The organism is Faecalibacterium taiwanense (assembly GCF_036632915.2).
In the GTDB taxonomy this organism is placed as follows: Bacteria; Bacillota; Clostridia; order Oscillospirales; family Ruminococcaceae; genus Faecalibacterium; species Faecalibacterium taiwanense.
Genome location: NZ_CP155552.1, coordinates 1907559 through 1931156, shown reverse-complemented (window position 1 = coordinate 1931156; position 23598 = coordinate 1907559). Strand labels below are relative to the sequence as shown.

Annotated in this window: 23 protein-coding genes; 18 read left to right on the top strand and 5 right to left on the bottom strand. The window is 57.9% G+C overall.

Features of this window, described 5'->3' with window-relative positions; genetic code table 11:
• Positions 1–4: 4 nt before the first annotated feature.
• Entirely contained in the window at positions 5–1699 is a 1695-nt protein-coding gene (locus PXT33_RS09600) for a DAK2 domain-containing protein (protein ID WP_207698984.1), read from the bottom strand.
• A gap of 60 nt (positions 1700–1759) precedes the next feature.
• Positions 1760–2110 carry an Asp23/Gls24 family envelope stress response protein gene (locus PXT33_RS09595; protein WP_005945874.1) on the bottom strand — a complete coding sequence of 117 codons (351 nt, stop codon included), beginning with the start codon at positions 2108–2110 and terminating at the stop codon, positions 1760–1762.
• Between the two features lie 439 nt (positions 2111–2549).
• Between PXT33_RS09595 and PXT33_RS09590 the strand changes: the two genes are divergently transcribed.
• Both PXT33_RS09590 and PXT33_RS09585 read left to right on the top strand, forming a co-directional pair.
• Entirely contained in the window at positions 2550–3002 is a 453-nt protein-coding gene (locus tag PXT33_RS09590) for a CBS domain-containing protein (RefSeq protein ID WP_097775366.1), read from the top strand.
• 588 nt (positions 3003–3590) lie between these two features.
• On the top strand, positions 3591–5369 hold the full coding sequence (locus tag PXT33_RS09585; RefSeq protein WP_097775367.1) for a Na/Pi cotransporter family protein: 1779 nt from the start codon (positions 3591–3593) through the stop codon (positions 5367–5369).
• A gap of 70 nt (positions 5370–5439) precedes the next feature.
• On the opposite strand, the gene PXT33_RS09580 is transcribed toward PXT33_RS09585, so the two are convergent.
• Both PXT33_RS09580 and PXT33_RS09575 read right to left on the bottom strand, forming a co-directional pair.
• The gene (locus PXT33_RS09580) at positions 5440–5610 is read right to left on the bottom strand and encodes a hypothetical protein (RefSeq protein ID WP_154255643.1); all 171 of its coding nucleotides are present in this window, start codon (positions 5608–5610) and stop codon (positions 5440–5442) included.
• A 131-nt stretch (positions 5611–5741) separates the two neighbouring features.
• Positions 5742–6116: a hypothetical protein gene (locus PXT33_RS09575; RefSeq protein ID WP_097775368.1), complete on the bottom strand. Its 375-nt coding sequence runs from the start codon at positions 6114–6116 to the stop codon at positions 5742–5744.
• A 269-nt stretch (positions 6117–6385) separates the two neighbouring features.
• On the opposite strand from PXT33_RS09575, the gene PXT33_RS09570 reads away from it, so the two are divergent.
• The 13 genes from PXT33_RS09570 to PXT33_RS09510 all read left to right on the top strand — a co-directional run bounded on the left by PXT33_RS09570 (position 6386) and on the right by PXT33_RS09510 (position 20404).
• On the top strand, positions 6386–8911 hold the full coding sequence (locus PXT33_RS09570; protein ID WP_332376422.1) for a transglycosylase domain-containing protein: 2526 nt from the start codon (positions 6386–6388) through the stop codon (positions 8909–8911).
• Between the two features lie 189 nt (positions 8912–9100).
• On the top strand, positions 9101–9472 hold the full coding sequence (locus PXT33_RS09565) for an amino acid-binding protein (protein ID WP_347070307.1): 372 nt from the start codon (positions 9101–9103) through the stop codon (positions 9470–9472).
• 89 nt (positions 9473–9561) lie between these two features.
• Entirely contained in the window at positions 9562–10797 is a 1236-nt protein-coding gene (locus tag PXT33_RS09560) for a homoserine dehydrogenase (protein WP_005945893.1), read from the top strand.
• A 28-nt stretch (positions 10798–10825) separates the two neighbouring features.
• Positions 10826–11731 carry a homoserine kinase gene (gene thrB, locus PXT33_RS09555; RefSeq protein WP_005945895.1) on the top strand — a complete coding sequence of 302 codons (906 nt, stop codon included), beginning with the start codon at positions 10826–10828 and terminating at the stop codon, positions 11729–11731.
• Positions 11732–11824: 93 nt separating this feature from the next.
• A complete protein-coding gene (locus tag PXT33_RS09550) occupies positions 11825–13024 on the top strand; it encodes an aspartate kinase (RefSeq protein WP_005945897.1) in 1200 nt (399 codons plus the stop codon).
• 313 nt (positions 13025–13337) lie between these two features.
• Positions 13338–14150, top strand: a complete 813-nt coding sequence (locus PXT33_RS09545; RefSeq protein ID WP_332376420.1) for a M15 family metallopeptidase — start codon at positions 13338–13340, stop codon at positions 14148–14150.
• A gap of 39 nt (positions 14151–14189) precedes the next feature.
• A complete protein-coding gene (locus tag PXT33_RS09540; protein WP_298638394.1) occupies positions 14190–15485 on the top strand; it encodes a pitrilysin family protein in 1296 nt (431 codons plus the stop codon).
• Positions 15472–16782 carry an EF-P 5-aminopentanol modification-associated protein YfmH gene (yfmH, locus tag PXT33_RS09535; RefSeq protein WP_332376419.1) on the top strand — a complete coding sequence of 437 codons (1311 nt, stop codon included), beginning with the start codon at positions 15472–15474 and terminating at the stop codon, positions 16780–16782. The genes PXT33_RS09540 and yfmH overlap by 14 nt, the downstream gene beginning before the upstream one ends.
• Positions 16779–17831, top strand: a complete 1053-nt coding sequence (gene lgt / locus PXT33_RS09530) for a prolipoprotein diacylglyceryl transferase (RefSeq protein ID WP_223389733.1) — start codon at positions 16779–16781, stop codon at positions 17829–17831. The genes yfmH and lgt overlap by 4 nt, the downstream gene beginning before the upstream one ends.
• Before the next feature lie 148 nt (positions 17832–17979).
• On the top strand, positions 17980–18291 hold the full coding sequence (gene rplU / locus PXT33_RS09525) for a 50S ribosomal protein L21 (protein ID WP_044954216.1): 312 nt from the start codon (positions 17980–17982) through the stop codon (positions 18289–18291).
• A gap of 14 nt (positions 18292–18305) precedes the next feature.
• Positions 18306–18557 carry a 50S ribosomal protein L27 gene (gene rpmA / locus PXT33_RS09520; protein ID WP_005945908.1) on the top strand — a complete coding sequence of 84 codons (252 nt, stop codon included), beginning with the start codon at positions 18306–18308 and terminating at the stop codon, positions 18555–18557.
• Positions 18558–18706: 149 nt separating this feature from the next.
• On the top strand, positions 18707–19990 hold the full coding sequence (obgE, locus tag PXT33_RS09515) for a GTPase ObgE (protein WP_223389735.1): 1284 nt from the start codon (positions 18707–18709) through the stop codon (positions 19988–19990).
• 9 nt (positions 19991–19999) lie between these two features.
• Positions 20000–20404 carry a Mini-ribonuclease 3 gene (locus PXT33_RS09510; RefSeq protein ID WP_097775375.1) on the top strand — a complete coding sequence of 135 codons (405 nt, stop codon included), beginning with the start codon at positions 20000–20002 and terminating at the stop codon, positions 20402–20404.
• A gap of 279 nt (positions 20405–20683) precedes the next feature.
• On the opposite strand, the gene PXT33_RS09505 is transcribed toward PXT33_RS09510, so the two are convergent.
• On the bottom strand, positions 20684–20866 hold the full coding sequence (locus tag PXT33_RS09505) for a hypothetical protein (protein WP_207698978.1): 183 nt from the start codon (positions 20864–20866) through the stop codon (positions 20684–20686).
• A gap of 105 nt (positions 20867–20971) precedes the next feature.
• Here PXT33_RS09505 and PXT33_RS09500 point away from each other — a divergent pair, with 105 nt between their 5' ends.
• From PXT33_RS09500 to PXT33_RS09490, 3 genes are all read left to right on the top strand, one after another.
• Entirely contained in the window at positions 20972–22174 is a 1203-nt protein-coding gene (locus tag PXT33_RS09500; protein WP_347070306.1) for an RsmB/NOP family class I SAM-dependent RNA methyltransferase, read from the top strand.
• A complete protein-coding gene (locus PXT33_RS09495) occupies positions 22065–22520 on the top strand; it encodes an RsmF rRNA methyltransferase first C-terminal domain-containing protein (RefSeq protein WP_347070305.1) in 456 nt (151 codons plus the stop codon). Before PXT33_RS09500 ends, PXT33_RS09495 begins: the two co-directional genes overlap by 110 nt.
• Positions 22521–22701: 181 nt before the next feature.
• Positions 22702–23439, top strand: coding sequence for a YebC/PmpR family DNA-binding transcriptional regulator (locus PXT33_RS09490; protein ID WP_044954219.1), 738 nt, complete (start codon positions 22702–22704; stop codon positions 23437–23439).
• The last annotated feature ends 159 nt before the right edge of the window (positions 23440–23598 follow it).

Genomic DNA, 23598 nt, shown 5'->3' with positions numbered 1-23598 from the left:
GTGTTTACTCCACGCTGATCATATAATAGTAAACGGGCTGGCCGCCGCGGATGTGGCTGACCTCAACGTGGTTCGGGCACTTTGCCTTTACGATCTCGGTCACTTTCTCGGCATCCTCATCGCTCACGTCGCAGCCGGAAATGATGGTGACGAAGCTGGAATCCTTCTTGCACATGCCGCGTGCCAGACGGTAGGTAGCTTTGGTGATATCGTTGGAGGTGGAAACGATCTTGCCGTTCTCCAGAGCCATGATCTCACCCTTCCTGATGCGCTTGCCGTCGTACTCACTGTCGCGGGCAGCATAGGTGATCAGACCGGTGGACACCTTGTCGGCAGCAGCCATCATGTTGATGGTGTTGGTCTCGGCGTTCACGGAGGGATCAAAGTTCAGCATGGCGGTAATGCCCATGGGCACGGTGCGGGTGGGCAGAACGACCACCTGACGGTCGGCCAGCTTCTGGGCCTGCTCAGCAGCCATGATGATGTTTTTGTTGTTGGGCAGCACGAACACGGTCTTTGCGGGCACGCTCTGGATGGCGGCGAGGATATCCTCGGTGGCTGGGTTCATGGTCTGACCACCGGAGACCACTGCGTCTGCAGCCAGATCGGTGAACACGGCCTTCAGGCCTTCACCGGCGGCAACGGCAACAAAGCCATAGTCACGGCTGGGGTCCACAGCAGCGTAGACGAACTCGCTGGACTGAGAAGGGGCCTTCTCAGCAGAAGCCTGCTTTTCCAGGCTCTTGCCCTGCTTCTGGCGGGCTAGGAACTGCTCGTGCATGTTCTCGATCTTGAAGTTGGTCAGGTAGCCATACTTGATGGCTTCGCTCAGGATCTTGCCGGGATCAGCGGTGTGCACATGCAGGTTGATTACATCGTCATCCTCGATGCACACCACACTGTCGCCGTTGGATTCTGCAAAGGCACGCATCTTTGCGGCGCTTGCACCCTCATACTTGTTGATCAGGAACTGGGTGCAGTAGCCGTTCTTGATGTCCTCCACCTTCATCAGGTCGTCGGTGAACACGCCCTTGCCGGCGTTCTCGGTGGAGAGCTTTGCCTTATTGGGAGCAGCCTCGCCGCCTGCCACGATGCCTTCGCCATGGAACACCTTGCCCATGCCCTCAAAGATAATCATGATGCCCTGACCGCCGGCATCCACAACGCCGGCCTTCTTCAGAACAGGCAGCAGGTTGGGGGTGTCCTCCAGAGCCTTCTGGCCGGCGGTCATCACCACATCCCACAGAGCGGGCACATCCTCGGCACCGCAGGCAGCAGCTTCCTCAGAGGCAATGCGTGCAACCGTGAGGATGGTGCCCTCGGTGGGCTTCATAACGGCCTTATAAGCGCCCTCGACACCCTTCTTCAAAGCCTCGACAATGTCGGCAGCGGTGGCTTCCTTCTTGCCTTCCAGCGCCTTGGAGAAGCCGCGGAACAGCAGGCTGGTGATAACACCGGAGTTGCCGCGTGCACCGCGCAGCATGGCGGAAGCAGCGGTCTTGGAAGCCTCACCCACGGTGCAGCTGTCGTCCAATGCTTCCAGCTCGCGCACAGAAGCACCCACGGTCATGCCCATGTTGGTGCCAGTGTCGCCATCAGGAACAGGGAAAACGTTCAGCTCGTCCACGCGGGAGCGCTGATTGTTGATGTTGTTGGCGCCAGAGATAATGGCGTCACGCAAAATCTTACCAGAAATCATTCTTTTTTACTCCTTGTACTTGCCGGAAAAGCCCGGCGCATTCGGATGAACCAACAAAAATCAGGCGATCACATCGTCTACCGAAACCACAACGCGGGCAACCTTCAGGCCGGTAGCCTGCTCCACCTCGTCCTTGACGCGGTGAGAGATGCTGCGTGCGGCGGTAGAAATGTTCAAGCCATAGCTCACTGCAATGTGCAGTTCGATCACCAGACGACCATCCTCCTGCGTGACACGGACACCCTTTTCCGGGTAATCAGAACCGTGCACCATGCTTCTGACGGCATCGGTCATATCACGGGGTGCCATTGCGGCAACACCGTAACACTGTTTGGCTGCTTCACCTACCAGAGTAGCAAAATACCCGGACGTAAAGCTGACATCCCCCAGAGGGAAACGGGAAGTGATCATAGTCGCTCTGCTCCTTTATGTTATTTTCATAAAACACATTCAAGGTCTGGGGCGCAGCGGCGGACAGATACACATACTGCGCCGAGAAACACCCACATTATTATACAACTTTGGGGCGCGCTTGTACAGCGCAAAATGCTGGTATATCAACTTTTTGCGCAGGTTTCTGCATTGACAGCATGGTTCGGGCGGCTTCGCACCGGGAAGGTGATAGCATAACGGACGCTGGTTGCTTTTTATCAAAACCGAAAGTATGACGAAAGAAAGCAAACAATCTGTTAAAAAAATATAAAAGGTGGGTGATAACTCTTTATCCGACTATTAAAAAGTGCTAAAATAGAAACAAGGATAGGGACTGCGGCGCAGGGTCCCGCTTGTGCGGATGAACTGCGTTATTTTTTGCGCACGGCGCGTGGAACAATGTTTAGGAGCTGTTGTCATGAATATTCTGTTTTTCCTTTCACCCAAGCAGGATCTGATGTATGTTTACGACGATTTCACCCTTCGGCAGACGCTGGAAAAGTGGGAGAATAACCGCTACGCGTCCATTCCGGTGCTCAACCGGCAGGGAAAATATGTGGGCACCCTGACCGAGGGAGACATTCTCTGGGGGCTGAAAAAGTTCCATGGTCTGGATCTGGAAGCGGCTGAGGATGTCCCCATTTCGGCCTTCCCGCACAAGCGCGACTACAAGGCTGTCACCGTGACCACCAGCATGGATCAGCTGATCGAAGCGGCCATGAACCAGAACTTTGTGCCGGTTGTGGATGACCGCGGCATCTTCATTGGCATCGTGCGCAGGCAGGCGATCATCCGTTACTGCTATGAGAAGGCCCGCACAGAGCAGCAGGCCCATGAGCAGCGCATCCCGGAATATGCCGCTGTGCATTGAACGATATAAATAGGTGGCCAGCCGCCCGGTTCCGCATCTGAAGCCGGGCGGCTTTTTGTCTGCAAAATGCGTTGAAAATCCGATTTATAGTACCTGCTGTGTGCGATAATACAGCCATGGAACAAAAACGTTCTGAAAAGCTGCAAAAAACGAGATACAGGAGGGAACACGGATGAAAGATTTTGAACTGCGTTATGTTGGAAGCCATGTGGAAGTATACACCGGCAGCGGAGTGTTCCTGTTTTCGGCCGATACGGTGCGGGAAGCAATGGAAGAACTGGCAGAGTAAGCGCCCGCAAACAGACAGGGACTTCGGTGCAAATGTAAAATTGATGTAAAATAATTGAAAAGGAAAGAGCACGAATTCATTAAGAGACGGAAAAATGTGTAGAAAAAGTGATTTTCTTGTAAAATAAACCTTGTTGTGACAGGATAAAAAATGATATAATAGATCCAAGCGCGGTCATTGTGCGCCGTTCTGCGCAGCAGAGCGGCAGGCCGCAGCATCTGCCGGATCAAGCAGGCCCGGTGTGCGGGCAGGGCAGATGTACAAGGATCAAAAGGAAGATCATTTTTAGGAGTATCGTTATGGATATCACACACATTACCTCTCTGTTGGGTGGAATTGCGCTGTTTCTGTACGGCATGTCCATTATGGGCGCTGGTCTGGAAAAACTGGCCGGCGGCAAAATGCAGGGCGTGCTGCAAAAGCTGACCTCCTCAACGCTCAAGGGCGTTATTTTTGGCACCCTCATCACGGGTGTCATCCAGTCCTCGGCCGGCACGGTCGTTATTTGTGTCGGTCTGGTAAACTCCGGCATCATGACCCTTACGCAGTCGGTAGGCGTCATTATGGGTGCAAACATTGGTACCACTGTTACCGGCCAGCTGATCCGCATGGCGGATATCTCCGGTGACAGTCTCTGGCTGACACTGATCCAGCCCAAGACCTTTGCGCCCGTGGTGGCGTTTATCGGCTGCATTTTTTATGTGTTCCTGCGCAGCGCTAAAAGGAAGAACATCGGCCAGATCATGCTGGGCTTCGGCATCCTGTTTACCGGCATGAGCCTGATGGACACCGGTGTGGCTCCTCTGCGTGAGAGCGCCGTGTTCCAGAATCTGTTCGTTACCATGACGAATCCCGTTCTGGGCATTCTGGTGGGCGTGGTGGTCACGGTGATCATCCAGTCCTCCTCGGCATCGGTGGGTATCCTGCAGGCACTGTCCAGCACGGGTCTGGTCACCTTCAGCTCTGCCATCCCCATTATTCTGGGCGCACACATCGGCACGGCCTTTACGCCGCTGCTCACCATTGGCGGCTCCTCCAAGGACGGCAAGCGCGCTGCACTGATCCATCTGTACTTCAACATCATTGGCAGCGTGATCCTGCTGGCACTGGTGTATGCGGTGCAGTTCACCGTTGGCATCCCCATGTGGAACGACGTGATGAACAAGAGCACCATTGCAAACATCCACACCCTTTCCAGCGTGTGCGCCATGCTGCTGTTCCTGCCGTGCAGCGGTGTGCTGTCCAAGCTGGCACTGCTCACTGTGCCGGACAGCGCCGAGGAAGCACAGGAGCTGAGCATGCCGGTGCTGGACGAGCGCCTGTTCAAAAGCCCGGCTGTGGCCCTGCAGCAGGCTAAGAGCGCTGTGATCAAGATGTCCCGCCGTGCTGCCCGCAATGTGAATCTGGCTGCACCGCTGCTGCTGAAGATGGACGAGGATACCGTCAGCGCCATCCGGGTGCGTGAAAACCTGATCGACCGCATGGAGGTGGCAATCTCCAACTATCTGATCAAGATGACCGATCAGGAGCTGGGCGACGATGAGAGCCACACTGTGACCGAACTGCTGAATTTTGTTACCGAGTTCGAGCGCATCGGCGACTATGCGGTGAACATTATGGAAAAGGCAGAAGAATTGCAGGAAAAGGAAGCGTCCTTCAGTGAAAACGCCACCAAGGAGCTGCAGCTGCTGGAGAATGCGCTGAACCGCATCCTGAACCTGACCAACGATGCCTTTGAAAACAGCGATATGCGTCTGGCGGCTCAGGTGGAACCGCTGGAAGAGGTGATCGATGTGATGGCGGAGCGCCTGCGCGACCAGCACATCCTGCGCCTGAAGGACGGCGTGTGCTCCATTGATACGGGTGTCGTGTTCCTGGATGTGCTGAACAATGCAGAGCGTATCTCGGATCACTGCTCCAACGTTGCTGCCCGCCTGATCGGCATGGATGCCGGCGAGGACTACGACTCCCACACCCTCAAGAGCATCATGCACCACAACCCCACCAAGGACTACATGCTGGAATACGAGGAGTGCCGCAAGGCCTACCTTGTTCCGCTGGAAGAAATGGAAGCCTGAACCTGAATGAGAAAAGGACCTCCGGAGAAGCATCCGGAGGTCCTTTTTGCATCACAGTGAAATGGAGTGCTCAGGCACTTTTGGGCAAAGAGACAATGACCCAGCGGTGCGGCCCGTGAAAGCCGTCCACCTTGGCGGCTTTGCTGCAGGTGCCGGGGCTGGGCGGGCCGAGGTGGATACCGCGGTCCAGCTGCTTGCCGCAAAGACGGCACTGGTAATGGAGGGTGATCTGTTCTGACATGAGGAAGCACTTCCTTTTATGATCGCTGCAGGCGGTTAAAAACTTTACTTCTATTATCATTATATAATTTTTACATCGGGATGTCAATAAAAATAATCAGTAAAAGTAGATAAAAATTGAGCATTCTGCACTCAACCGCCCAGATCTTCCAGCAGCAGGTCCAGTTCCCGTTCGCTGTACACGGTCACACCGCGCTTGATGCGCACGGCATCGTTCTCCGGCAGAAGATTGGTGTAGATGCCGGTGACGGTGACAAGCACATCCGGCTGGCCATTGGTGCCGCAGCGGTAAACGGCCACGCGCCCGCCTTTGTCGCACAGGCGGTAGCTCTGGGCAGCAAGCTCCGGCATGGCCTGTGCGGCAAGGTCTGCTGCGGAGGAAGGCGGTGCTTCGCTGCCGGGGTCGGGCACCGGAAGGCTGAGCTTGGGCAGGGCCATCCAGAACAGGCTGAACACGATGGTGAATACGCACAGCCCGTAGAACAGGCAGGTGCACAGTTTGCGCATGGAGAAACACGCTCCTTTCCGGCTGAAGTATGCCCCAAAACAAGGGGGCACAGTCAATTTTCACACGGGAATGCTGTGCTTTGTCCGGCAGATTGTGTTATACTACAGATGATTAGACCTATCAGGGCCGAAGATTGGTTCTTGCCCGCGTTCTGTGCACGTGCTATAATATGGTATTGCGTGCAGTTCTGTGCGCTTTGATGGAAAAGTACCAGCGCATGGCGCTGAAAAAGCAGCCTGAATGTTAGGAGGCGATTTCTATCTCCGATATGAGAAAGATCAACCGTGCCGGTGAGGGGCATTCCCCGGCACCGGCGGGGCGGAAGGTAAATGTGAGCAACAGCCGCCGGGAGTCCCAGCCGGGACCCAGACGCGGCCGGGAACCCAAAGAACCAAAGGAACCCTGTGAAAAGGGCAGACATCCCATTCTGCGCTTCATTGGCCGAACCATTGCTACACTGATTTGTCTGGGCATCATGGCAGGCAGTCTGGTGGCAGTGGGTGCTGTGTATTACGTGGTGCAGGCTACCGCCAACGACGGCGACCTGCTGGATCTGGACAACATTGAGCTGAGCCAGTCCAGTGTGGTGATGGCCACCGACCCGGACACCGGTGCACAGGTGGAGTATGCCACGCTGCGCTCTTCCAACAGCCACCGCGTGTGGGCGGATCTGGAGCAGATCCCCACGAACCTGCAGTATGCGTTCATCTGCACCGAGGATAAGGACTTTTACAACGAGCCCGGCGTCAACTTCAAGCGCACCATCGGCGCAATGGTCAACGAATACCTGCTGCCCATCTACAGCTCCAAGCAGGGTGCATCCACGCTGGAGCAGCAGCTGATCAAGAACCTGACCGACGACAAGAGCGCCAGCGGCATTGAAGGCGCACTGCGCAAGCTGCGCGAGATCTACCGCGCCCTCTGCCTGAGCCGCAGCTATTCCAAGGAGACCATTCTGGAAGCGTACCTGAACACCATCAGCTTTACCGGCACCATTCAGGGCGTGCAGACTGCGGCCAACGAATACTTTAATAAGGATGTCAGCCAGCTGACCCTGTGGGAGTGTGCGACCATTGCGTCCATCACCAAAAACCCCACCAACTATAACCCCTACACCAACCCCGAAAACCTGATCAACCGCCGTAACTTCCTCATGTACAACATGTGGCAGCAGGGCGTGATCAGCGAAGAGGACTACCGCAACGCAGCGGCCCAGCCGCTGGTACTGGCCGAGGAAGAGGATACCAAGAAGAATTCTTCCGTTACCTCTTACTTTACCGATGCACTGTTCACCGAGCTGGTGCAGGACATTATGGACAAGGAAAACATTTCGGAATCCGAGGCACAGAAGCTGCTGTACACCGGCGGCTTTACCGTTGAGTCGACTGTGAACACCAAGGCGCAGTCCGCCATGGAAAACCTGATGCTCAACACGGATGATGCCTACTTCCCGGCCGGCTGGCATGAGGAAGAGGTGACCTCCATCTCGGACGACGATGTACAGGTGATGAACGAGGACGGTACGCCCAAGACCCGCACCGGCGACGACGGTACCGTTTACTATTACCGCAATGTGCGTACTCAGGCAGCCATGGTCACGCTGGACTATGACGGCAATGTGATCGCCATTGTGGGTGGTCTGGGCGAAAAGAACAAGAGCCTCTCGCTGAACCGTGCCTACAGTGTCACTCGTCAGACGGGTTCTACCATCAAGCCTATCGGTGCGTATGCACTGGGTGTAGAGTATGGTCTGGTGAACTGGTCCACCATGCTCAACAACTCGCCCTTGTATCAGAAGCAGGATATGGTGATCCGCGATGAGGATTACTGCCGCAAGAACGGCCTGATGGGCCTTTCCGACAAGCAGCTGCGCGCTTATCCCAACGCATGGCGCAGCTGGCCCCGTAACTATGGCGGCAACTACGGCGACAACAGTGATGTGCCGCTGTGGAACGGTCTGGCCCGCTCGCTGAACACCATTGCGGTGCGTGTGGGTGATCTGGTGGGCGCAAGCAACATCTTCAATTTTGTGTACAACACCCTGCAGCTGAACACGCTGGACCCGGTAAACGATGTGGGTCTGGCGCAGATGGTTATGGGCAGTCAGACTCATGGCGTTACGCCCACGGCGCTGGCAGCTGCGTTCCAGATCTTCTACGATGGCCAGTACACCACCCCGCACCTGTATACCCGCGTGCTGGACCGTGACGGCAATATCTATCTGGAGAACAACTCCACCAGCTATCAGGCCCTGACCCCGGATACCGCTTATGTGATGAACCGCCTGCTGAAGAACGTTCTGTACTCCAGCGTGGGCACCGCCGGCGGCCGCTACCCCAACTCCAACGGCATGGAAGCCTTTGGCAAGACCGGTACCGCCAGCGACGAAAAGGATCTGTGGTTCGTGGGCGGCACGCCGTACTACGTTACCGCCGTGTGGTGGGGCTACGATGCACCCTATGATATGACCAAGACGCTGGGTAAGCAGCAGGCCAAGACCCGTACCTGTGTTATGGCGTGGAAGGCCCTGATGGAACAGGTGCAGGCAAACCTGCCGTATAAGGCATTCCCGACCTCTGCCGGTGTGGTGGAGCGCCGCTACTGCACCCAGAGCGGCCTGCTGGCAGGCGGCTCCTGCCCCAGCACCGCCGTGGGCTACTACCGCGCCGATGATCTGCCTGGTACCTGCAACTACTCCCATGCAGCAGCTCCTGCAGCGGCTGCACCTGCGGAGACTGCGGCACCGGAGCAGGCTGTCATTCCTGCGGATACAGGTAATCAGGATACAGACTGATCTGTAGCCATATGAAGGACAAAAGGCGTACTATCGGCACCGGCGCGGAGTGAATCCGGCAAGGAAATACCGCGCTTGCCGCAGCAAAACTGGATAATCTGACAAAAACGCATCCGACCTCTTGCATTGCAGGGGGCCGGATGCTATTATATTCACTGCAAGAACACTTGTGTTTGTGAGGTGAACAAGTTGGAACGCCGCTTTTATCTGGTAGATGCGCAGGTGCTGCCTGAGGTTTTTCTCAAGGTGGTGCGTGCCAAGGAACTTCTGGCCAGCGGGGAGGCACGCAGCATTTCCGCAGCCACCCGCGCAGTCGATCTTTCGCGCAGCGCTTTTTATAAGTATAAGGATTGCATTTTTGACTCCGAGAATGGCCGTGAGGTGATCACCGTCATGGCTACTCTGCGGGACGAGACCGGTGCACTGCAGAGCCTGCTGGCCGGCATCAGCGCCGCAGGTGCAAGCATTGTGACCATCAACCAGTCCACACCGGAAAACGGTGCCGCACTGGTGGCAGTCACCATCCGCACCGATACCATGCAGATGACCCCGAAGAGCTGACCGAAAAACTTTCGCGTCAGCGTATGGTGGTAGGCGTGCACTGCGGGTACAATCTGTAAGCAGTCTTCAGAAAACGAGGGAGAACAACAATGGCTAAAATTGCAATTCTGGGCTTTGGCACGGTGGGCAGCGGCGTGTACGAGGTACTGTGCCGCAACGCTGCGGGTGTCTCCCGCCGTGCAGGTGAGCCGGTGGAGGTCAAGTACATCCTTGACCCGAAGGATTTTTCAAACCATCCGGATGCACACCTGTTTATAAAGAACTTCGATACCATTCTGGAAGACCCGGAGATCAAGGTGGTGGTGGAGACCATCGGCGGCACCCGCTTTGCGTATCCGTATGTAAAGGCCTGCCTTGAGAGCGGCCGCAGCGTATGCACTTCCAACAAGGAGATGGTGGCCACCTACGGCGCAGAGCTGCTGGGCCTTGCCAAAGAGCACGGCTGTGCCTTCCTGTTCGAGGCTTCTGTGGGCGGCGGTACGCCCATCATTACCCCGATGCACCAGTGTCTGGCGGCAAACGTCATCACCGAGGTGGAGGGCATCGTGAATGGCACCACCAACTTCATGCTCACCAAGATGGTGCGCGAAAATCTGGGCTTTGACGATGCGCTGAAGATCGCGCAAGAGCTGGGCTACGCCGAGACGAAGGACCCCAGCGACGATGTGGACGGCCGTGATGCCTGCCGCAAGATCGCCATTCTGTCCTCGCTGGTGTGCGGCCATCAGATCTACCCCCAGAACATTCCTACCCGCGGCATCCGTGCCATTACCACGGCAGATGTGGAAGCGGCGGAAAAGCTGGGCTGTGTGATCAAGCTGATCGCATGGATGAAGCGCGGCAAGGACGGCAGCGTGGCTGCCGGTGTGGAGCCGTGTCTGGTGCCCAAGGCAAACCAGCTGGCCAGCGTGGACGATGTGTTCAATGCAGTGCTGGTCAAGGGCGATATGCTGGGCGACGTGGTGTTCTACGGCAAGGGCGCAGGCAAGCTGCCCACCGCCAGCGCCGTGGTGGCCGACGTTGTGGATGCCCTGAAGCATGGCTCCAAGGTGCACGACAGCCTGTTCTGGCAGCCTGCTGAGCCGGTGGAGGGAATGCTCACCGACCCGGCTCCTGCTGCATATTATGTGCGTGTAGCAGGCATTGCTCCGGCGGTGGTGGAAGCCATCTACGGCTATGGCAGGGTGGTGGACGAACGCTACGAAGGCTGCGCTTACTTTGTGGAGCGCGCCGACGAAAAGGCACTGGCCGAAGCAGCCCGCAAGGTGGAAGCCGTGGGCGGCAGCGTGAAGCTGGTGCTCAAGCGTCTGCCGGAAGAAAACTGATAACGGAATAAGGAAAGGTGCGGCGGCTATGAAGATCAAGGTTTCTGTCCCGGCCACCAGTGCAAACATCGGCTCCGGCTTTGATGCGCTGGGTCTGGCGGTGACGCTGTATAATACGGTCACCTTTGAAGAGAGCGAAGTGCTGGATATCTCGTCTGCGGACGGTACCCGCATCCCGCGCGGTGAATCGAACCTCGTGTACCGTTCGGCAAAGGGGCTGTTTGAGAAGGTGGGCAAGCAGATCCCGCCCCTCAAGATCACCCAGACGAATCCCATCCCCATGGCGCGCGGCCTTGGTTCTTCCTCGGCCTGCATCATTGCGGGACTGCTGGGTGCAAACCGGATGCTGGGCGATGTGCTCAACACGCAGGAGCTGCTCACGCTGGCTACCTCCATCGAGGGCCACCCGGATAACGTGGCCCCGGCTCTTCTGGGCGGCCTGACCAGCAGCGTGTTCGAGGATGGCAAGGTGTACTCGGTCAAGCGCAATGTGGATGAAACGCTGTGCTTCGCCGCCATCGTGCCGGACTACAAGCTGCTGACGGAAGCCGCTCGTGCGGCCCTGCCCAAAGAAGTCTCCCACAAGGACGCGGTATATAACCTTTCGCGCGCTGCGCTGGTGCCCGCCGCCTTCTGCGAGGGCAGACATGACCTGCTGGCCATTGCCACCGAGGATAAGCTGCACCAGCCCTACCGTATGCCGCTGATGCCCGGCTCTAAGGAAGTGTTCGATATGGCACGCCTGTGCGGTGCAAAGGCTGTTTACGTTTCCGGTGCGGGCAGCACCGTGATGGCCGTAGCGGAAAAGGCGGAGGCCGAAAAGTTCTATTCCAAGCTGGAAAAGGGTCTGGAGCTGCTGGAAGGTCTGGACGGATGTGAAGCATTTACATTGCTGCGTTTGGATGCCGATAACACCGGCGCAACGGTGGAATGATAAATGGGTAAGGGAAGTGCAAGGCGCTGCTGACCGCTTCCGCCCGGTGTACCCCCTTTTGACAAAGGGACAAAAAGAGGAGAGTGACAAGATATGGCGTTGATCGTACAGAAGTTCGGCGGTTCTTCGGTGAAGGACCGTGACCGTATCTTCAACGTGGCACGCATTGTGGCAAACACCCACAACGCGGGCAATGACGTAGTTGTGGTGGTGTCCGCTCAGGGCGATACCACCGATGACCTGATCGCCAAGGCTGGGGAGATCACCCACAACCCTTCGGCCCGTGAAATGGATATGCTGCTGGCTAGCGGCGAGCAGATCAGCATTTCGCTGCTGGCCATGGCACTGAATGAGCTGGGCTGCCATGCCATCAGCCTGACCGGCTGGCAGGCTGGCTTCCGCACCGACCGCGCCTATACCAAGGCGCGCATCACCCGCTTGGAGACAGAGCGCATCTCTTCTGAGCTGGAGCGCAACCGTGTGGTTGTTGTGGCGGGCTTCCAGGGCCTGAACAAGATGGATGACATCACCACTCTGGGCCGCGGCGGCTCCGACACCAGCGCTGTTGCCATTGCAGCAGCCCTGCACGCAGACCGCTGCCAGATCTTTACCGATGTGGAAGGCGTTTACACGGCCGACCCGCGCAAGGTGCGCAACACCCGCAAGCTGGATGAGATCACCTTTGACGAGATGCTGGAGCTGGCATCTCTGGGTGCACAGGTGCTGAACAACCGCAGCGTGGAGCTGGCCAAAAAGTATAATGTGGAGCTGGAGGTGCTCTCCAGCCTGAATCCCGTGCCCGGTACGGTGGTCAAGGAGGTTACAAAAGACATGGAAGGTATGCTGATCAAGGGTGTCGCAAAAGACACTGATGTTGCTGTTATCACGATTCTGAACGTTCCCGATGAGCCGGGCATGAGCTTCAAGATCTTCGGTCTGCTGGCCCAGAAGAACATCAACGTGGACATCATCCTGCAGTCCACCGGCCGTGACGGCAAGAAGGATATCAGCTTTACCTGCTCTGAGGGCGAAGCCGATCTGGCCATGCGCGTGCTGAAGGAGAGCGCACACTTCAACGATGTGAGCGTGGACACCACCTGCGCCAAGGTCTCCATTGTGGGTGCCGGTATGCAGAGCCACAGCGGCGTTGCTTCCAAGATGTTTGAGGCACTGTCCAACAACAACATCAACATCAAGATGATCTCCACCAGCGAGATCAAGATCTCCTGCATCATCAACCGCGACGATGCCGACAAGGCTGTTTCTGCGATCCACGATATGCTGTTTGATTAAATAAAAATATAGGAATGCCGCATCGCTTTTTAGGTGGTGCGGCATTTTTGCGTGGAAAACTCCTCCAGTCGCCTGCGGCGACAGCCCCCTCTGAGAGGGGGCCTTTGGCAGAGCGGGAAACTTTTCTGTTTCGCCAGAGCCTCCCTCATTGAGGAAGGTAGATGCGAGCGTGCGAGCAGACGGAAGGAGTTTTTTCGGTCATACTTATTTTACACTTCCGGCGTTTACACAAAATGCAAAGGGGTGTATAATATACACTGTATCTGTGCGGCGCAGTGCGCTGCAAATTCTGCAAAAGGAGCTGCAACGCACCATGGAACCGACTGATAGAAATGCTGCAAAGCCCCGCCTGACCCGCGCTCAGTGGAAGCGCCGCAAGCGGCTGCGTCTGGCCCGCAACTGGGCCGTTCTCATTCTCGTCTGCGCCGCCATTGTGGCGCTTATGACCAAAGGCATCCTCTGGCTGCTGCCAAAGGTGAACGCCATACTTGCAGGGCCGCAGAGCTTTGATGCGGCCAGCTACGATGGCACCGGCTACAGCTTTGATGCTGACGATGAGCGTTTTGTGCTGGTGAACACCAATCTGCCTTTTGCCGAGGAACCCTCTCCGGCCCTTGCCGATGCCGATGAAGCCAGCGGTATCCAACTGGAAGCCGAAGCAGCTGCAGCCTACCAGAAAATGGCTGCGGCTGCGGCCGAGGACGGCGTTGCACTGGTGCTGACGGCAGGCTATCAGGACGCAGATGCCCGCAGCGCGGCCTATGAGACGCAGAAGCAGCAGTATCTGGAAAAGGGCAAAACCGAGGAAGAAGCCGCCAGCCTTGCGGCAGATATCCAGCCGCCTGCGGAATGCAATGATCACGGCACCGGCTATGCGGCGGATATCCTCAGTACGGACTACCCGACCCGTGATACCGGCTTTGATACGACCCGCGCCTACGAGTGGCTCACCGCCTACGCCGCCGAATACGGCTTCATCCTGCGCTACCCGCAGGACAGGCAGGCTGCTACCGGCGTGGTGTTTGAGCCGTGGCACTGGCGGTATGTGGGCGTTGAAAATGCCCTTGCCATCCGTGCCAGCGGCCTGAGTCTGGAAGAATTTCTTGCCTTGCAGAAGGCATCATAAAAATAAAAGCTCCCTGTGAAAGCAGGGCGGAGGAACAAATTGGAACGTACTCTCATTGCGCCGGGTGTGCATCTTTCCTGTGACCCGGCGGAAAAATTCAACCGCTGCCGCATCAGCGTCCACTTTGCCTTTCCGGCAAAGCGGGAAACGGCCACAGCACATGCGCTGCTGCCGCTGGTGCTGGAGCGCGGCTATGCCGACTGCCCGGATATGACCCGCCTGACCAAAAAGCTGGCCAAGCTCTACGGTGCAGACCTCACAGTGGATGCCCGGCCCATGGGCTGCAGCCACAACCTGTGTGTTAGTGTTACCGGCATCAAGGATCAGTTTGCGCTGGAAGGGGAGACCCTTACAAGGGAATATGCATCCATTGCACTGGGTGCGGCCTTTCACCCGTATTTTGTGGGCGGCACTTTTGATCCGGAAGCCGTGGGCATTGAAAAGCAGATGCTGAAAAAGGCGCTGGAAGATGAGATCAACGATAAGCGCCTTTACTGCCTGCATCAGGCCAACCGGGAATTCTTTGGCGACAGCCCGGCGGGTGTGCGGCAGGAGGGCTATCTGGAAGAGGTGGAAGGCCTGACACCGGAACAGCTTACCGCAGCCTATTACGAGATGCTGCGCACCGCCAACATTGAACTGCTTGTGTTGGGCTGCACGGCAGAGCAGACCGCTGCGGTAAAGGATGCACTGCTGGCAGAGCTTGCGGCAATTGACCGCGCACCGCTGCCGCTGGCAGAAAACATTGCCATGCCCCGCCGGGAGCCGGTGCACAAAACCGAAACCTATGATATGGTGCAGGCGAAGCTCTGTATGCTGTTCACGCTGGGCGAACCCATGCGCACCGAACAGCTGGCTGCTGTGCGCCTTGCCATGGCGCTGTACGGCGGCAGTGTGACCAGCCGCCTGTTCCTGAATGTGCGCGAGCGTGACCACCTGTGCTACTACTGCTCGTCCTCGTTCCAGAGCTTTACCGGAAGCATGGCTGTGAACAGCGGCGTGGAGCACGCCGACGCAGCCCGGGCAGAGCAGGCCATCTTGAAGGAACTGGCCGACCTGTGCGATGGCCCCATCACCGACGATGAATTTGAGGACTGCCGTCGGGGTCTGCTGAGCGGGATGCAGGGGGTAGAGGATACCTTGGGCGGCATCGAGACATGGTATTACATTGAAGTGCTGCGCGGCGGCGACCCGGCCAAGGTGCAGACACCCGCCGAAGCCCGCGCCGCTCTGCAGGCCGTGACCAAGGACGACGTGCGCGCCATCCTGCGCAAACTGACCCTCTCGGTCAGCTATCTGCTCACAAAGGAGGTGGCCGCTCATGCCGCAGAATAACCAGACCCTGCTGGAAAAGACCGTGGCTGACCAGTGGCAGACCCTGCCCTCCGGACTGACCGTTATCGTGCGGCCCATGCCGGGCTATTCCAGTACCCATGTCATTTTTGCTACCCGCTTTGGCTCCATTGACCGGGATTTCCGGCTGGACGGCAAAGAGGTGCATCTGCCTGCAGGCGTGGCACACTTCCTCGAGCACAAGATGTTTGAAGATCAGGACGGCGATGCCTTTGCAAAGTATGCCAAGACCGGTGCCAATGCCAACGCATTTACCAGCTTTGACCGCACCTGCTACCTGTTCACTGCGACCCAGCAGCTGGACGAAAGCTTGGATGTGCTGCTGGGCATGGTGACTCATCCGTACTTTACCGAGCAGACCATCGCCAAGGAGCAGGGCATCATCGGACAGGAGATCAAAATGTACGATGACAGCCCGGACTGGCGGCTCATCACCGGTCTGTTCGAGTGCTTGTACCACGAGCATCCCATCCGCAGCGATATCGCGGGCACGGTGGAGAGCATTGCTGAGATCACGCCGGAGATGCTTTACGACAGCTGCAAAGCCTTCTATGCACCGGGCAATATGGTGCTGGCGGCTGCCGGCAACACTACCATGGAGCAGATCCTGGCTGCCTGTGAGCGCCACGGCCTGATGAAACCGCGCAGCACCGAAAGAGTGCAGCGGCTGTGGAAGCCGGAACCCATGACGCTGGCGGCAGCCCATAAGACCCTGAAAATGCCGGTGTCCAAGCCCTGCTTCGGCGTGGGCTTCAAGGAGAAGCCGTTGCCCCCGAACGATCTGCGCACTGAAGCGCTGTATGATCTGATCCTGAGCTGCATCACAGGCGGCATGTCGCCGCTGTACCGCCGTCTGTACGACGGAGGCCTTGTGAACCCCGGCTTTGGCGGGGAAGTGCTGCGGGTGGACGGCTGCTGCTGCATCCTGTTCACCGGCGAGAGCGATGCCCCCGATGCCGTGAAGCAGATGCTTCTGGACGAGATCGCCCGCATCCGTGCCGCGGGTGTGGACCGGGAGATCTTTACCCTGTGCAAGAACGAAAAGTACGGCCAGCTGATCGAAAATCTGGAAAATGTGGAGGACTCGGCCAGCCAGATGGCAGACTTTGCCCTCTCCGGCCAGACGGTGGCGCAGCAGATCACCATGCTGGCAGGGCTGACTGCCGAGGATGCGGACGCTGCGCTGCAGCACATCCTCAGCACCGACCGCATGGCTGTGATGGATATTTTGCCAGATGGCACTGCGCCGCTGGCCGAGAACGAGGAGGAAGCAGAATGACAAATCTGGTGCAGTTCCCGGGGCTGGGCCTGAGCTTTGAGATCAACCGCGTGGCCCTTTCCATTGGCGGGTTCAATATTTACTGGTATGGCGTGTGCATTGCCTTTGGCATCTGTCTGGCGCTGGTATTTGCGTTCCGCCACAGCATCGAGTTCGGCGTGGACCCGGACAGCATGGTGGACGTGATCTTGATCGGCATCGTGCTGGGCATTGTCAGCGCCCGCGCTTACTATGTGGCCATGGCACCCTTTAAATACGAAAGCATCTGGGAGATGATCGCCATTCGGGATGGCGGCCTTGCCATCTACGGTGGCATCATCGGCGGCTTTCTGTTCGGTGGCTTGGCCTGCAAACGGCGGGGCGTGCCGGTGCTGCCCATGTTCGACCTGACCGCTATGGGTTTTCTGCTGGGACAGGGCTGCGGCCGCTGGGGCAACTTCTTCAATCAGGAGGCCTTTGGTTGCAACACCACCCTGCCGTGGGGCATGTTCAGCGAAACGACCCGCGCTTACCTGATGGGCAGCACAGTCACGGCCCAGAGCGGCGTGACCATTGACCCGAATCTGCCGGTGCATCCCACCTTCCTGTACGAAAGCATCTGGTGCTTCGTGGGCTTTCTCCTGCTGTTCCGTTACATTAAAAAGCGCAAGTTCAACGGTGACATTGCCCTGCGGTATATGATCTGGTACGGCGCGGGCCGCTTCTGGATCGAAGCCCTGCGCACCGACAGTCTGATGTTGGTGCCCTCCATTGGTCTGCGGGTATCCCAGCTGGTGGCAGGTATCGCTGTGGTAGTCGGTGTGGCTGCGGAAATTTACTTCACCCACAAGTTCAAGGACAAGCCCCTGATGGTAAAGCTGGCAATGACGGCGGACAACAAAGCCGCAGTCAATAAGCTGGGCAAAGAAAAAACTGTTATCGGTCTGATGACGGATACAGATACGGAACTACTGGCTTCCAGCCCGCGCAAGCTCTTCGTGGAGCGCACCGAAGCCTACAACGCGGAAGTAAAACGCACCATCGCGGAAAGCGGGAAGACGGAAAAATAAAAAATCCTTCGGAAAGAGGAAAATTCCTCTTGCATTTCCATCGTTTTTTTGCTATAATATTCTAGCCGCATGGTGTGGGCGCCTGAAATGGCCCAGTGTAAGGGCCTGCCTTTACGACCAGCGAGTACAACGAAAAGGAATGAACAAAATGTACGCAATCATTGTTACCGGCGGTAAGCAGTACCGCGTGGAGCAGGGCGACATCGTCTACATCGAAAAGCTGGACGTTGAGGCCGACTCCGAAGTGAAGTTTGATCAGGTTCTCGCTATTGGCGAGGAGGGTTCTGTGAAGGTTGGCGCTCCCGTTGTTGAGGGTGCTACCGTTACTGCCAAGGTCATCAAGAATGGCAAGGGCAAGAAGCTGAACATCATCACCTATCGCGCAAAGAAGCACAGTGCTCGCCGTATGGGCCATCGTCAGCCCTTCACCAAGGTTGAGATCACTGCGATCAACGGCTAAGGAGGTAAATTACAATGGCACATAAAAAGGGCGTAGGCAGCACCAAGAACGGCCGCGATTCCGCAGCACAGCGTCTGGGCACCAAGCGTGCAGACGGTCAGTTTGTTCTGGCCGGCAACATCCTGGTTCGTCAGCGTGGCACCCACATCATGCCGGGTGAGAACGTTGGCAAGGGCAGCGATGACACCCTGTTTGCTCTGGTGGACGGTACCGTCCGTTTCGAGCGCGTGGGTAAAGACGGCAAGAAGTGCAGCGTCAAGCAGTAACTTCTTTCGGATAACTGCAAAACGTAGAGAGCCGGACCCTCGTGGCCCGGCTCTTTTTGATGAAAAGAACCCTCTCAGGCCGCGCTCTGGCGCGTCCAGCTCCCCCGAAGGGGCGAGCTGAATAGAGGAAGAAACTAAGGAGGGGCTGTATGGCAGCACAAACCAACTTTATCGACATCGCCACGATATGGCTCCACGCGGGCAAGGGCGGCGACGGTGCGGTGAGCTTTCACCGTGAAAAATTCGTGGCCGCTGGCGGCCCGGACGGCGGCGACGGCGGCCGCGGCGGCGATATCATCTTTGTGGTGGACGATCACCTGACCACCCTGATGGATTTCCGCTATAAGCGCAAGTATGTGGCCCCGGAGGGCGGCAAGGGCGGTGCAAGCCTGTGCCACGGCAAAAACGCGGAGAACCTTGTCATCAAGGTGCCGCTGGGCACCGTCATCAAGGACGCCGAGAGCGGCCTTGTCATTGCGGACCTGTCCGACCACACCCCAGTCACCATTGCAAAGGGTGGCCGCGGCGGCTACGGCAATGCGCATTTTGCCACTCCCACCCGACAGATCCCCAAGTTTGCAAAGCCCGGTATGCCCGGCGAAGACATTCAGGTGACGCTGGAGCTGAAGCTGATCGCCGATGTGGGTCTGATCGGCTTCCCCAATGTGGGTAAGTCCACCCTCGTTTCCACCATCAGCGCAGCCAAGCCTAAGATCGCAAACTACCACTTCACCACGCTGGTGCCCACGCTGGGCGTTGTATCCGTGGCGGAGGGCGCAAGCTTTGTCTGCGCCGACATCCCCGGCCTGATCGAGGGTGCCAGCGAGGGCATCGGTCTGGGACATGACTTCCTGCGCCATGTGGAGCGCTGCCGCCTGCTGCTGCATGTGGTGGATGTTTCTGGCAGCGAGTGCCGTGAACCCATTGAGGATTTTGAAAAGATCAACGAGGAGCTGGCAAAGTTCAGCCCTGTGCTGGCTGAGCGCCCGCAGATCGTCATTGGCAACAAGTGCGATCTGGCCACCGAGGAGCAGATCGAAGCTTTCCGCAAGTATGTGGAGGGCAAGGGCTTGACCTTTGTGCCCATCTCTGCCGCTACGATGCAGGGCGTGAAGGAACTGCCGGGCCTCGTGTATAACCGCCTGAAGGATATCCCGCCGGTGCCGGTGTTTGCTCCCGAGTACAAGAAGCCCGAACCCAAGGCCAACGACCGTGCGTTTGAGATCAAGCGCATGGAAGCCCATGTGTGGAGCGTGGAAGCCCCGTGGCTGGAATACATTCTGGCCGGCAGCAATGTGGACGACTACGAAAGCCTGCAGTTCTTCCAGCGTCAGCTGGGCGAGAGCGGCATTCTGGACGCTCTGGTGGCAAAGGGCGTGCAGGAGAACGACACCATTCTCATTGGCGATTACCAGTTCGATTATATCTTCTAAGAGGTCACTATGAACGAACCTGAAAAGATCGACCCGCGGGAGCTTAGCCCCTTGGCGCTGGCCTTTGTGGGCGACAGCGTGCTGGAACTGCTGGTGCGACAGCGTCTGGTGGAGCATCACCGCCTGTCTGCCGGAAAGCTCAACGCAGAAAAGGTCAAATACGTCTCGGCCCGGGCACAGTTCCGGGAGGAACAGCTGCTGGAGCCGCTGTTCACTGAGGACGAACTGGCCGTGTTCAAGCGGGGCCGCAACGCCAGCAAGGCCAGCGTGGCAAAGCACGCTTCCCCGGAGGAATACCGTGCTTCCACCGGCTTTGAGTGCCTGCTGGGCTGGCTGTATCTGAACGGTCAGCTGGGCCGTGTGCACGAGCTGTTTGAAACACTGTGGCAGCAGTTCGACCCCAACGAGACCTGAGAAGTTGCTTTCATAATCATTGCACACCGCCTGAACGGCCTTTTTGCTGCCATACTGCGTTGCTCTTCCTTGCAATCCATCAGGATTGCTGCGGAAAACCGCCTTGTCTGGCGGCAAAAAAGCCGCGCCCATTCGGCGCACCTTGACTATAAAAACAACTTCTGACGCGAAAGCCCGCTGCTTTCCGCACTGGAAAACAGTGCCGGAGGGCAGCGGGCTTTGCGATTTGAGAAAGATCAGAGGTTCGCGCCCGTGGTCCATCAGGCGCGAAGGGCAGCGTCAGCGGCTGTTTTTGGCGTTGCTGGAACGGCTGCTCGTGGAGTTCTTGGCGCTCTCATCGTCGGCACCCTTGGTGTACTGGTTGGGGTGCTTGTGCTCGTTGGTGGCGCTGTTGGTGGTCTGGCTGGACGTGCGGTTCGAGGTCTGATTCTTGCAGTTATTGCTGCGGTTTTCGGTTGCCATAGTGAATGATCTCCTTTCGGTTTTCCGTGCGGGGCGGTGTGCCCCTCACAAGACCTAGTTTGGCCGCGGACGGCGGCTTTATACATCCCACAGGAGGAATGCAGAATGCCCATGGAATATTTTGAACAGCGGGAGCGCGCTCTGCTGGGAGACCGGTTCGATGTCCTGTATGCAGCCCCGCAGGAAACGGCGGAGCGCGGCGTAACGGTGTCGGCCCTGCGCAGCTCACCGGAGCAGTTTGCCGCAAAAGCCGATTTCCCACTGGAAGCATCGCCCTTTTGCAAGGCGGCATTCGTGGTGCATCAGCCGGATGATTTGAAATTCCGGCCCGGGCGGCATCCGTACCACCATGCAGGCGTGTTCTACTCGCAGGAGCCGTCTGCGTCCTCGGCGGCACCGCTGCTGGGCGTGCAGCCCGGGATGCGTGTGCTGGACATGTGCGCCGCGCCCGGCGGCAAAAGCAGCCAGCTGGCGGCGGCGCTGCAGGGCCGGGGTGTGCTGGTGAGCAACGAATACGTTGCAGCTCGTGCGGATATCCTGAAAAGCAATCTGGAACGCATGGGCGTGTCCAATGCGGTGGTGCTCAATGAGACGCCCGCCCGCATTGCGGATGCCCTGCCGGAGTTTTTTGACCGCGTTCTGGTGGACGCGCCCTGTTCCGGCGAGGGAATGTTCCGCAAGGAGCCGGTGGCCCGTCAGCAGCACTGTGAAGCGCTGGTGAAGCAGTGTGCTGAGCTGGGTGCAGAAATTCTGGACTGTGCAGCCGCTGTGCTGGCCCCGGGCGGGCAGCTGGTGTATTCCACCTGCACCTTTGCACCCGAGGAGGACGAGGGACAGGTGGCGGCATTCCTGCAGCGCCACCCGGAGTTCACCCTTGCGGATGCCTTGGGAAATGTGGACTACACCTTTGGCAGTGAGGGCGAAGCCAACCGCACCGGCGGCCTGCCGCTGGATGTGAGCAAGGTGCGCCGTATCTGGCCCTGTCAGGGCGGCGAGGGCCACTTTATGGCCCGGCTCGTCAAAGCTGGCACTCCGCGCGTTCTGCCCGCAGAGGGCGAGTACACTGCCGAAGAACAGCTCTGGCTGGCAGCAGCGGAAGCTGCGGGCAAAAAGGCCAAGGGGAAGGGCGGCAAGCCTGCCAAGACCCCGGATGCCCGCAGTGCCCCGCCGCGAGAATGCCCGTGCCTGCCGGGAAGCGGTGCAGGGCGAAAAGCGCAGCCGCGAAGCACAGGCAGGGGAGACAAGTCCTGCCCAGAGCCTTGCAGCATGGCACGCGTTTGCCGGGCAGTATTTCCCGGCGCTGGTTGACCGCCCGGCTGTGGTGCACGGCGGCGGTGTGCTGCTGCCGGTGCCGTTCCCGCAGACGAACCTGCATGTGCTGCGGGCGGGCGTATTTGTGGGCAGCGTGCAGAAAGGCCGCTTTGTACCGGAGCACCATCTGTTCACGGCATTTGGCGCACAGTGCGTAAACCGCGAAGAACTCACCCTTGATGACCCGCGCTGCGTGGAGTATCTTTCCGGCCGTGAGGTGGAAGCCCGCATCGCTGCTGACGGCTGGTGCTGCGTGACGGTGGACGGCTGGCCGCTGGGCGGCGGCAAGGTGTCCGGCGGGCGGGTGAAAAACCATTATCCCAAGGCGCTGCGGCTGCTGTAAACGGGCAGAAAAAGCGCATTTTTCCGCGCAGAATGCTGAAAACCGGGCGGATAAGGCTTGAACGCTCTGCCCGGTTGTGCTACAATAATAGAGTTAGATTTTGTGTGCTGCCACAATGCGGGCGACCACAGCCCGTCTGCCCGCAGGCGGAGATTTGAGAATATACAGGAGGCTCTTTCCCATGTCTGGACATAGCAAATGGAACAATATTAAGCGCAAGAAGGAAAAGACCGATGGCGCAAAGGCAAAGGTCTTTACCAAGATCGGCCGCGAGATCAGCGTTGCCGTGCGTACCGGCGGCCCGAACCCTGCTTCCAACAGCAAGCTGGCTGACCTGATTGCCAAGGCAAAGCGCATGAGCGTGCCCAACGATAACATCCAGCGCATCATCAAGAAGGCTGAGGGCGGCGATAAGACCGAGTACGAAGCAATCACCTACGAAGGCTACGGCCCCGGCGGCGTTGCTGTCATGGTGGAGACCCTGACCGACAACCGCAACCGTACCGCTGCCGACCTGCGCCACTACTTCGACAAGAACGGCGGCAATCTGGGTGCTATGGGCTGCGTGGGCTTCCTGTTCAGCCAGAAGGGTGTCATTGACATCTCTCTGGAAGATAAGGATGCCGACGAGGCTATGATGGATGCTCTGGATGCTGGTGCCGAGGACTTCGATGCCAGCGAGGATGCAGCCGAGATCACCACCGATCCCGAGAACTATTCTGCTGTGGTCAAGGCCATGGAGGAGAAGGGCTACGAGATCCTCTCCGACGATCTGGCCATGGTGCCCATGACCACCACCCGCCTGACCGACCCCGACCAGCTGAAGCTGATGGGCAAGCTGCTGGATGCGCTGGAAGACAATGATGATGTCCAGAACGTCTGGCACAGCCTGGAGAACGAAGAGGATCTGCCGGAATAACCTTCCGCAAGGCTCTTTGCTCCTGAAATAAGACGATAAAAAGCCGCTTTTTGTGCTAATTGGCACGAAAGGCGGCTTTTTTGTGCTGTGTTACGGGACGGAAAACGTCTTGGGACCTCCGCTGAACAATAAAAATCCCCCGTCGGCAAGGCATACCGG